Here is a 10,002-nt window from a genome sequence, read left to right on the forward strand (position 1 = left end):
CGCGAAAGCGAACGTCTATGCCGCAATTAGGTTCCAGCCTGGAGCGTAACAACCTCCGCACTGAGTGAGCGACCCTGCCCTTTTGGTGCAGCATGCCAACGCGGAAAGCTTTGCAGACTGGCGCCGCACTGCGGGCACACTAGGCCGTCTTTCATCTCATGCGCGGCGGGAAGAATCCGCGCCAGACGCACGTCAAGGCCGGAAGCGATCGCACCCGCTATGACGTCTCGAAAAACCGGTTCGACCTAACCGTCGGGTATCATGTTTTTCCTGAGGACCGATCAATTGCCGCGCTGTCAGTAAGCCAATTTTGGAGGGATTTTCCTGAGGACGCGATGCCAACGAAGCTGTAGCACGCTCCGCAATAGACACCTTTTCTCGAAGTGCAAGCAGTTCAGCTCTCTGCTGTTCCAACCTGTCAACGTCGACAATCAAAGTTTGAAAATCTTTCTTCGAGCCAGCTTCGATCGAAACAGCCATAGGCGCCTCCCTTCCGAAAAAGGAGCATTGCCTCCTCTGACGATGGAGTCCACTTACCTGTGTTAGACGAACGCGAGATTTCTCTCGCGTTCGTTCAGCCGCCATTCATCTAGCCGGTCGCAGCAATCCCTTGCCTGACGGACGATTGCAGTGTGCTGACGGTTGGTCTCGCTGCTCACGCGATCGACGCCGTCGCCTCCGCCGGAGGCATTGCCGGCCGATCCTCGGCCTTTTGCTCAGATGGCCCGTGCCTGGAAGTGACCGGCTGCCCCCGCCGTCCGCACAGTAGTGGACGCTCGGACAGGTTGTAGCGGATGCAGGCATGTCCCTCTCCGCAGCGATCTCACACGTCGCCACCTCGCAAGCTCAGCACAGCAAGGCTTCGCTGGCGAACCGCCGCGTGGTCCCGGAAATCAATGAGCCTTTCGTCTGCTGCGGGAGGGGGCGTGCCGTTCGACTGAGGCGCGGACCTCGCGTGCGCGACGCGTGGCTGCCAACTCGGCATCCGCGACGCGTTTGCGAAGCGCAAACAGCGCCGTCACTTCGCGCTGAAGATCGAACAGGCTGGTTGTGTTGAGATAAAAATGTGCCTCCGACATGAGAGGCCCGCATGGTCGTCGCATTGGCTACGCCTCCGCTGCGAAATGCTGCTCGCTTTTCCCATGAGGCAGGGCCTTTGCAAATAACCCATGTGATTCCAGATTCCCGGAGATCGCACCCTCTAGGCACATATCCTACGACGTGCACAACGCCCGGTGTGTGCACTTTTGAACACAAGCGGTACGGGAGCGGGTCTCTACAGCGTTTTCGAGCGCTTCATCGTCGTGGCGGGACGGCTGCTGCGCCGGATCCGCATGTCTTCGGTCGCGAGATTGATGCGGAAAATTGTCGCGCCGTCTTCGACGACCTCCAGAGACCAGCTTTCACTCGGTTGCAGCGATCCCTCGATGTCGCGCACCAGCCGCAGCGCTTCCGCCCAGGCGGTTTCGGCGTCAGGCAGTTCCATGCCCTCCTCGTCGTGGAAGGGCCTGATCCCGGCAATGTGAAACTGATAGGTATGCATTTTGCGCCAACGCGAGGCACTCCCTCTCGTTCCGCAAAAGCTTCATTGCTGATGCAGATAGGTGTCGTTGAATCCTCCGATCTCCACGAGCTTCTCGATGTCGCTCAGCTTCACCATGTTCTTTTGAATGTCGAGCACGCCTTCCGCGCGAAAGGACTGGAGAACCCGGTTGACATGGACAGCGCTTAGCCCCAGCGCCTCCGCCAGCCGCGATTGGGTGATCGGAAATTCGAACTCGTCATCGGCGGCCAGCCCCATTGCGGTCAGCCGCTGGCGGAGTTCGGCAATGAGATGGGCCATGCGTCCCGCGGCCGTTCGCGTGCCCAGGCTCACGATCCACTCCCTGAAGACAGCCGCGTCCACCAGCGTTTCACGCCAGAGCGCCTGCGCGATCGATGGCCGCGCCTCGATGAGCTGATGGATGGAACGATGCTCGATGAGGCCGACCCGAGCGCGCGACAGCGTCACCAGATCATGGTCCATGCGATCAAGGAAAAGCCCCTGCAGGTCCGGCAAGTCGCCTGCGGGGTGGAACGAGAGGATCTGTCGCTTGCCGTTTTCCGCCACCTTGGCACGATAGGCAAACCCGCTCAGGATCACGCAGCAATGCGTCGCGTGTTCGCCTTCGCTAATGACGACTGTCTCTTCCGGAAATTCCTTTACCTGAACACGCAGGGAGCGGAGCGCCGAGACATCATCCTCGCTCAATTTGGAATTGACCCGCAGCCTGCGGATCATCATTTCGCTGGGCATTGTCCAAACCAAAGGCAGGTGCAATTGCAATAAGGCGCGAGAGCTGTCGCCCTTTTGCCCCCTCAGCGTTAAGACCAAAAGCCTACCCCTCCTCGCCGGGGTTAGCGAGTCCTGTTCTCGACTTGCGTGTGTCAGGTTGCGCTGCCGCGAACCTGCGCGCTATGCTTCCGTTTCGAAGGCTGAGGCTGCCAGGCGGGTGATCACCTAATGATCGGCCGATTCCTCGTTGCGGACAGGCTGGTGCTCGACGGCCAGTGTTCGGTAATGCGCCGCCATCTCGCGGTAGTGCGCCCGCGAGATCGGATCCTTCGCCTCCTCGGCGCGCCGCTCGAACATTTCCGCTCGCTTCCGAAGTTCCATAGCGTCGGCCATCGATCCTCCGCCATTCGCCTCATTGGACCTGATCGGGATATGGTCGCGACGTGCGACCAACACCAGAGACACAAGGATTACAGTGCGTTCACTTTAGCGCGGTTTGCTTACCTGAGGCTGCGGCGTGCCGCCGCGAGCTGCGTCCGGAACGGCACGGCCTGAGCGATCTGAAGCCGCCGTCACCAGGTGATGCGGAAGCCGCCGGTGCCCTTGTAGCTGTGGTTCGCGGCGGCGTCTTCGAGGCTCGCGCGATAGGTGATTTCGCCGAACACGGCGTAGCGGCCGTTCGCCCAGCTATAGGTGCCGCCGCCGATGCTGCCCCACAGACGGTCGTTGGCATTGGCAAAGCCTGTGCCGGCGACATCGATCCTGGTGCCGTTGAGGAACTCGTAGTGCAAATTGCCGATCGCATAGACGTCGGAGCGCACGATGCCCGCGCCGTCGTTCCAGACATTTTGATGATTGAGTGACAGCCCGACGCGGCCGAGCAGGCTGTCGGCATTGCCCAGCGAAACGAGCGCGCCAAAGCGATCGGCGAAGGCATCGAAGTCGACCTTCGCATAGGAAAGCTGCGCCTGCGGCGTCAGCGAGAAGCCGTTGCCGACCGCAATCCGCTTGCCGCCTTCGACGCTGAACGTGTAGCCGAAGCCTTCATTGAACCGCCGGACGGCGATGTCGGCGGATTGATGAGACTTGAACGCAGATACCAGTCGCCATCCGTCGGCGTGCGCCGGTGTGCATCTCACCGGGATTAGCGACTGGCGACGCGCGATCCGTCAGGCCGCTCTGCGGTCTCCTGCGGCTTGATGCAGCCTTTGCAGATCACGAGCTTGCTGGCGAGCTTGCGATCGGCATCTTCGCCAGAAACCTGCTCGCGCTCATCCGCCGATGGCGCGATCGCCTGAGCCACATCAGCGGAATGCCCACGCGTTCGCCGCGGCTGGTTCGGATCCTCTCCCGCTCCATCCCACGCGTACGTTCTCGACCCGGTCGAAGCCGTATTCATTACGCCATACTGCGCGCAGGCGCCGAGCGCGAGCGGAAGCAGCAGGATGGCGACGCGGCTGGCGTGATTCCGAACATGACGCATGGCGATACTCTAACGCGACTGATGCTGGAGCTAAGAGCAGAATGGCTAACAAATCGTTTTAGCTAGATGCCCATCGATCAGAGCGAAAAGATGGCCGAAACGGCGATGTCCATCGCTGAAGCGATGGACATCGCCGAGAAGAATGTGCAAGCCAGCGAGATGCAGCCTTTGCGGCCCATCCTTCGAGGCGCCCGCCTTTGGCGGGCTTCTCAGGATGAGGTCTGATTTCGCGGCAGAATCTTAGACCCTCATGGTGAGGAGCGCCGCTTGCGGCGCGTCTCGAGACGATGCTGCGCATCGCTCGGAGAACCATGAAGGCTGCCTCGTTCACACAGCACAGCCCTGCTACCGACGGCGCGCGATCTCCGCGGTTGATACGACGAACTCGGTGAGCACACCATCCCGGCTCATCGGCATCAAGCGCGCCTCGACATCGCGCAGCATCGGCTCGACCTTCGCGCCCAGGACGGCCGGCGAGGACGACGAGAAGGTCAACATGCGTTGCGCCAGGTCAGCCACGCTGGTTTGCTTCACGCTCTCGACCCGGATCTCTTCAGTGGCCTGAAATGTGGTGCCTTGCAGCAGCGAGGAAAGCTCACGATGCACGCGCTGCCCCGAACGCGACTCGGACCATAGTTCTTTGTTCGACCAGTGACGCCGCGCAGCGGTGTATTCCTCGAGCCACGCATTGCGCCCGTCCGTCACAGAGGAGGATGCGCATATGGCGACGACGCCACCCGGCGCCACCAGCCGTTCGAACAACGGGCCCAAGGTGCTCTCGTCCAGCCAGTGGAGCGCTCGACCGATGGTGACGAGATCGAAGCGCCCGATGCTCTCCGGCAGGTCCTCCGCCCTGCCCTCGACCAGCGTCACGTCCCGTCCGGCCTGCTTGGCCGCCTGCCGCGCGGCCGCCAGCATGTTCGGCTCGGGATCGACGGCAACAATGCGTCCGACATAGTCCGCAAAGCCGAGCGCGAGCAGGCCGGGCCCGGTGCCGATATCGATCAGCGCATGTTGCTTGGTGAGCGCCAGGCGCTGGGCGACCTCACGGAAGAACGCGGGCGGATAAGGCGGCCGGAATTGCTCATAGAGGTCGACCGTCGTTGCAAAACGTCCCATTCCGCGGGCCCAATCATCGAGGTCATCGAACGGCGTACAGCGAAACTAACCCGCTGCAGCGGCGCGTCACCTTAAATTTGGATTACATTTCACGCACCCCCCGCTTCTGACCGAAGCGCTCTGGCGTGGCTGCACACGTGCGATCTTTGAGCAATCGGCTGATCAGCCGCAATTCCAGACCGGCCCGATCGGCGTCCGCGTCCAGCAAGGGCCGAAGCTGCCGCCATTGTAGCGGCCGCCGTAGAATCCGGGCCGACCGAAATAATGCCAGTCGCCGTCCCACCCGTAATAGCGTGGCACCGGATCGATGTACCAATGGCGCCGGTCGCGGCGCGCCATGCGCGAAGCCAAAGCTTTCTGCTTGAAAAGCGGAAGGCTGTTGTTCGGTGGCTGCTGATAACCCGGAAGGAAACCGTAGCCGTGCCAGCGTGGCGGCGTTCGTTTATGAACCGGCGCAGCCGGCGCTACGACCGGCAGCAGCGACAGGACGATGGCAATCGACAGACACATCAGGCGCGACATGAGCATAACATAGACGTCCGGCTGCTCGGAAGCGACTCAAATCCGAGTGCATGGTTGCTCCCGACTTTCTCGCATCGATTCGATACGGTAAATCGACCCGTCATGTTGTCAGGGCTTCAAATTCCGAGGACCGGTTAGCCATGGGAATACCAGCAGATAGATTACCAACTGGCGGCTTTGCTCGCCTCGTCCCGGAGCTGGACGTGCTTGACCTGGAACAGAGCAAGACATTTTGGTGCAAGATACTCGGTTTCCAGATTGCGTATCAGCGCCTCGAAAATCGCTTCATGTATCTTGAGCTGCAAGGCGCTCAGGTCATGCTGAAGCAACAAAATGGTAACTGGGAAACTGGAGCTCTAGAACGGCCGCTGGGACGCGGGATCAACTTTCAGATCTTCGTCGATTCCGTGGCCCCTCTTCTCGATGCACTGAAGCGAGAGAAATGGCCTCTCTTCAGAGAATGTCATGACGCCTGGTATCGGATCGCAGGAGAAGAGCGCGGCAACAGGCAATTCCTGGTGCAAGACCCTGACGGCTACCTCCTGCGTTTCGCACAGGATTTGGGAAGCAGGTCATCACCTCTCGAACGGCACCAGTTGGACCGGCCATGTTGAAGGAATTCGATCGCGAGATCTGGACTGCAGATGGACCCGACGTATCCGTAGCCGGATTTCATTATCCCACCCGGATGGCCGTCATCAGATTGTCAGACGGAGGTCTCTTCATCTGGTCGCCGATAGAGCTCAGCGATAGCCTGCGGGCGGATGTCGATGCCATCGGTCAGGTGCGGCACATCGTTGCTCCCAATTCGCTTCATCACCTGTTTCTTCCACAGTGGAAGCGCGCCTACCCTGACGCCAAACTCTACGCCCCGCCAGGATTGCGAAAGAAGCGCGAGGACATCGTCTTTGATGCTGACCTCGAAAGTGTGCCGAGCCCGGATTGGATCGAGGAGATCGACCAGGTCCTGATGCACGGCAACCTGATCACGACGGAGGTGGTGTTTTTTCACATCAAGAGCGGGACCGTGCTGTTTACCGATCTGCTCCAGCAGATTCCGGCCGACCGCAATTCCGGCTGGCGGGCCATGGTCGCGAAGCTGGACCTCATGGTGGGGCCCGAGCCGTCGGTGCCGCGCAAGTTTCGTGTCGCCTTCACCAACCGCCGCGCCGCGCGAAAGTCTCTGGATTACATTCTCGCGTGGCCAACCGAAAAGGTGCTGATGGCCCACGGCACACCGATAGAAGAGGATGCGCGAGCGTACCTGCGCCGTGCGTTTGGGTGGCTGACGGCGTGATTTGCAGCGTCGGAGCCACGAAGACGTTCACGTTCAATTCAGGAAGGTTCGCAAATTCAGGAAGGTTCGCGTGTTAGCTGCGCGATAGGTCGCGTCTGACGACCCCTGCCACACGATTCAAAACAGAAGAAAGGTCCCGATCAGGATGCCTGCAGCAAAGGACCAAAGTCCCAAGGTGCAGGCTGAAACAACGCGGACTAGGTTGCGGAGCTGCTCCTCGTGCTCCTCCTCTGCTGTCTTGGGGAGATGAGCCGTCATTGGCGCTGTCTTGCCCATGCTTTGCCCGGCATTCCCGGATTTACGCCCCCAAATCATGGTGAAGGCGGGGCAATTGCGCGCCGCTGCGATGCCGTTTTTGTGATCAGGCGTGGGGCCGAGCCGCAGCGGAAGCGGCGGCGAAGTCTTGCTTCAGCGGACCAAGAAGGTCCGCTTGGGGTCATGGTAGCCGCCCAATAGATCGTCCGGCACGTTGCCGAACGCGCGCAGCACGGTCGTCGTCGATTCCGGATAGCCGACGCGGACGAACGCGACGGCTCCGGCATGGCCCAGGATCTGCCAAAACCCTTTCGCGCGCTCGATCGCCGCCGCAGGGCTCGCGCATTTGAAAGGCTCGCCGGCGACGAGACCATCGTCGGTCAGGTCGAATGGCATGGCGACAAAGAGAGTGATCTCGCCCATGGCCGTCTCCCCGATTATTTCGCTGCCCGTCTGATGGGGCTGATCGCGCATTGAAAGCAAGTTTGGGTCTTCCTGGCTTGCGCCAAATCAATATGGCCTCGCCACTCCGTCATTTATGCCGTTTGGTCCGCGCAGACCAGAGGGCGGCCCTATCGCCTGTCCGACGGGAGACACGCCCCCGGCAGCGCCGGCTTTCCCTGGCACGCGGCGTATGCGAGCCTGCGTGGAAAGAAACCATCAACGGGTGCATCCGCCATGCCCGATCCAGACCTGCCTGTCGACGGCGCCCGCGTTCTCGCCGATCTCAATGCGCTGCGCGCCATCGGCGCATACAAGACCGGCGTGCACAAGCCGACCTTTTCGGAGCCGCATATGCGCTCGATCGCGTGGCTTGCCGCAAAGCTCCCGGAAGCCGGCCTCGCTCCCACGATCGACGGCATCGGCAACGTTCTCGGCACCAGCGCAAAACCTGGCTTGAGGCTCCTGGCCGGCTCGCATCTCGAAAGCCAGAATTTCGCCGGCTGGCTCGATGGACCGCTCGGCGTCGTCTATGCGCTCGAGGCCGCCCGCGTCCTCAATCCCGACGCGAGCCTCCAAGGTGCCGTCGAGGTTGCGGCCTGGTGCGACGAGGAAGGACATTTCGGCCATTTCCTCGGCAGCCGCTCCTATGTTGGCGCCGTCACGGACGCCGAGATCGACGCCGCGTGCGACCGCAGCAATGGCCGTCCCATGCGTGATGCGCTGGCGAACGTCGGGCTTGGCGGGCGCCCGCGCGTCACCGCCGAGCGCGGACGGCACGTCGGATATCTCGAAGCCCATATCGAGCAAGGCAGGACACTCGAAGACAGCGGCCTCAAGATCGGCGTCGTCACCTCCATCGTCGGCATCTGGCAATATCGCATCACCTTCACCGGCGAGCAGAACCATGCCGGCACCACGCGGATGTCGACCCGTCGCGATGCTGGCCTTGCGCTCGCCAAGTTCTGCGTCGCGATCGACGACAGCTTCCCTGCCCTGTGCGGACCGCGCACGGTATGGACCACCGGCCGCATCACGCTCGATCCCGGCGCGCCCAGCATCATTCCCGGCCGCGCCGAAATGCTGTTCCAGATGCGCGACGACGATCCGAGCATGATCGAACGTCTGGAAGCGCATTTGCGCCGCATGGCCGCCGAGGTCACGGCGGCAGGCCGCTGCAGCGTCGAGGTCGAGCGCATCCGCACCGGCGCGCCGGCGACGATGGATGCCGCGTTCCAGGACGCGATCGAAGCGGCGAGCGCACGCTTTGCCGATGGCAAGTCGATCCGGATGCCGAGCGGCGCCGGCCATGACGCCCAGGTCCTCGCCACCATCATGCCATCAGCCATGCTGTTCGTGCCCTCGATCGGCGGCATCAGCCATCACTGGAGCGAGAACACCGACGACGCCGACATCGTCACGGGGGCAAAGGTGTTTGTCGATGCGTGCCGGCGCTTGCTCGTGCGGTGAGCGCGCGCCACAGGCTTCCCACTCTCCGTCATTCCGGGGCGCGCGCAGCGCGAACCCGCAATCCATTCGTCCATTTGCGCAAGCAGCAAATGGATTCCGGGCTCGATGCTTCGCATCGCCCCGGAATGACAGCCCCCGTCATTGCGAGCAGAGCGAAGCAATCCATGCTTCTGCTTGCGGTGCTATGGATTGCTTCGCTGCGCTCGCAATAACGATGTGGTTGGGTTGAGTGCGACATAACACCCCCGACGGGCAAATCACCGAAAGTCTGTCCAGCCCTCGCGGAAAAAACATTCCGCTTCCGTCGTCGGGCAAATCAGTGATTTAACTCCGCGCGTCTCACCCGAAAGAGGGGCGGCTCGCGATCGTCACGAACGTTGCGGTGAGATGCGGTGGACGTGAAGTGTGTGACTGACGAGCACGCGCATCACGGACGGCGAAGTCGTGTGGTCCTGGCGCCCCGACGCTGGCGCTAAGTCCTGGGGGATGGAAACATCCCTAAGGGCGACGGTGGCAAGAAAGCCCGGTCACCGAGGAGAGCACGAAGGAAACCGTAACACCACCGCGCAGGGAAAGCCGGAATGCTTCGGTTGAACCTGTGGTCCTACCCCCGTGCTTTTTGTTGCACGGGACCCATGGGTGCAGCCGGCACCCGGCTTTCCCTGCGCCCTCTGTGTTTCGAGGAGGGTAACGGTCACGCAAACCTCGGGCGCATCGCGCCGCGAGAATGCGAACTCACATCCTCACGCTATTTGAAATTTGAATCAGAACCCCACCCCACGTCGTCCCGGACTTGATCCGGGACCCATAACCACAGGCCGTTGTCGTGTGCTCCGCTGCAACCGCTTGCTCGCGCACAACACCTCCCTGTGGTTATGGGTCCCCGCCTTCGCGGGGACGACAGCGTAGAGCCTGAGAACCAATTCGGTTTTCGGGTAGACGGCATCCGAAGTAGCGGATGTTGAAGACCTCGACGGTGGAGCGGGGCGGGATTTGCGCGCCGCTATGGTTTGGCGCAGCTATGGGTTGGCGAGGCGATGTCCCTGCAGGATGTTGTTGGTGAGGGCGTACCAGAGCACGACGGCTCGGACCTTTTCGATGCCGCGCACCGTCAATTGCCTGAGGTCCCAGTTGCGCCAG

At 61.6% G+C, this 10,002-nt stretch carries 13 protein-coding genes; 4 read left to right on the forward strand and 9 right to left on the reverse strand.

Annotated elements, in window-relative coordinates:
* Positions 1-192: 192 nt before the first annotated feature.
* The 6 genes from YY7_RS61275 to YY7_RS0143420 all read right to left on the reverse strand — a co-directional run bounded on the left by YY7_RS61275 (position 193) and on the right by YY7_RS0143420 (position 3,758).
* Complete coding sequence (locus YY7_RS61275) at positions 193-480, reverse strand: hypothetical protein (RefSeq protein ID WP_155255578.1); 288 nt, start codon at positions 478-480, stop codon at positions 193-195.
* A 796-nt stretch (positions 481-1,276) separates the two neighbouring features.
* Complete coding sequence (locus YY7_RS54875; RefSeq protein ID WP_051397245.1) at positions 1,277-1,543, reverse strand: DUF6894 family protein; 267 nt, start codon at positions 1,541-1,543, stop codon at positions 1,277-1,279.
* A gap of 42 nt (positions 1,544-1,585) precedes the next feature.
* Entirely contained in the window at positions 1,586-2,296 is a 711-nt protein-coding gene (locus tag YY7_RS0143405; protein ID WP_028168590.1) for a Crp/Fnr family transcriptional regulator, read from the reverse strand.
* Positions 2,297-2,500: 204 nt separating this feature from the next.
* Positions 2,501-2,668, reverse strand: coding sequence for a hypothetical protein (locus YY7_RS61280; RefSeq protein WP_155255580.1), 168 nt, complete (start codon positions 2,666-2,668; stop codon positions 2,501-2,503).
* A 179-nt stretch (positions 2,669-2,847) separates the two neighbouring features.
* Positions 2,848-3,414: an autotransporter outer membrane beta-barrel domain-containing protein gene (locus tag YY7_RS0143415; RefSeq protein WP_028168591.1), complete on the reverse strand. Its 567-nt coding sequence runs from the start codon at positions 3,412-3,414 to the stop codon at positions 2,848-2,850.
* 5 nt (positions 3,415-3,419) lie between these two features.
* Positions 3,420-3,758, reverse strand: a complete 339-nt coding sequence (locus YY7_RS0143420) for a hypothetical protein (RefSeq protein WP_028168592.1) — start codon at positions 3,756-3,758, stop codon at positions 3,420-3,422.
* 66 nt (positions 3,759-3,824) lie between these two features.
* Between YY7_RS0143420 and YY7_RS61285 the strand changes: the two genes are divergently transcribed.
* On the forward strand, positions 3,825-3,983 hold the full coding sequence (locus YY7_RS61285) for a hypothetical protein (protein WP_155255581.1): 159 nt from the start codon (positions 3,825-3,827) through the stop codon (positions 3,981-3,983).
* 120 nt (positions 3,984-4,103) lie between these two features.
* Here the strand turns inward: YY7_RS61285 and YY7_RS0143430 are convergent, their stop codons facing one another.
* Together YY7_RS0143430 and YY7_RS0143435 are read right to left on the reverse strand one after the other, a co-directional pair.
* On the reverse strand, positions 4,104-4,877 hold the full coding sequence (locus YY7_RS0143430) for a class I SAM-dependent methyltransferase (protein ID WP_028168593.1): 774 nt from the start codon (positions 4,875-4,877) through the stop codon (positions 4,104-4,106).
* A gap of 162 nt (positions 4,878-5,039) precedes the next feature.
* Positions 5,040-5,399, reverse strand: coding sequence for a hypothetical protein (locus tag YY7_RS0143435; RefSeq protein WP_028168594.1), 360 nt, complete (start codon positions 5,397-5,399; stop codon positions 5,040-5,042).
* A gap of 203 nt (positions 5,400-5,602) precedes the next feature.
* Between YY7_RS0143435 and YY7_RS0143440 the strand changes: the two genes are divergently transcribed.
* On the forward strand, positions 5,603-6,013 hold the full coding sequence (locus YY7_RS0143440; RefSeq protein ID WP_349642716.1) for a bleomycin resistance protein: 411 nt from the start codon (positions 5,603-5,605) through the stop codon (positions 6,011-6,013).
* On the forward strand, positions 6,007-6,696 hold the full coding sequence (locus YY7_RS0143445) for a DUF4336 domain-containing protein (RefSeq protein ID WP_028168596.1): 690 nt from the start codon (positions 6,007-6,009) through the stop codon (positions 6,694-6,696). Before YY7_RS0143440 ends, YY7_RS0143445 begins: the two co-directional genes overlap by 7 nt.
* A 408-nt stretch (positions 6,697-7,104) precedes the next feature.
* Here the strand turns inward: YY7_RS0143445 and YY7_RS54880 are convergent, their stop codons facing one another.
* Complete coding sequence (locus YY7_RS54880; RefSeq protein WP_051397247.1) at positions 7,105-7,374, reverse strand: hypothetical protein; 270 nt, start codon at positions 7,372-7,374, stop codon at positions 7,105-7,107.
* A 255-nt stretch (positions 7,375-7,629) separates the two neighbouring features.
* Here YY7_RS54880 and YY7_RS0143460 point away from each other — a divergent pair, with 255 nt between their 5' ends.
* Entirely contained in the window at positions 7,630-8,862 is a 1,233-nt protein-coding gene (locus YY7_RS0143460) for a Zn-dependent hydrolase (RefSeq protein WP_028168598.1), read from the forward strand.
* The last annotated feature ends 1,140 nt before the right edge of the window (positions 8,863-10,002 follow it).

It is taken from the genome of Bradyrhizobium elkanii WSM2783, from assembly GCF_000472865.1.
Classification (GTDB): domain Bacteria; phylum Pseudomonadota; class Alphaproteobacteria; order Rhizobiales; family Xanthobacteraceae; genus Bradyrhizobium; species Bradyrhizobium elkanii_A.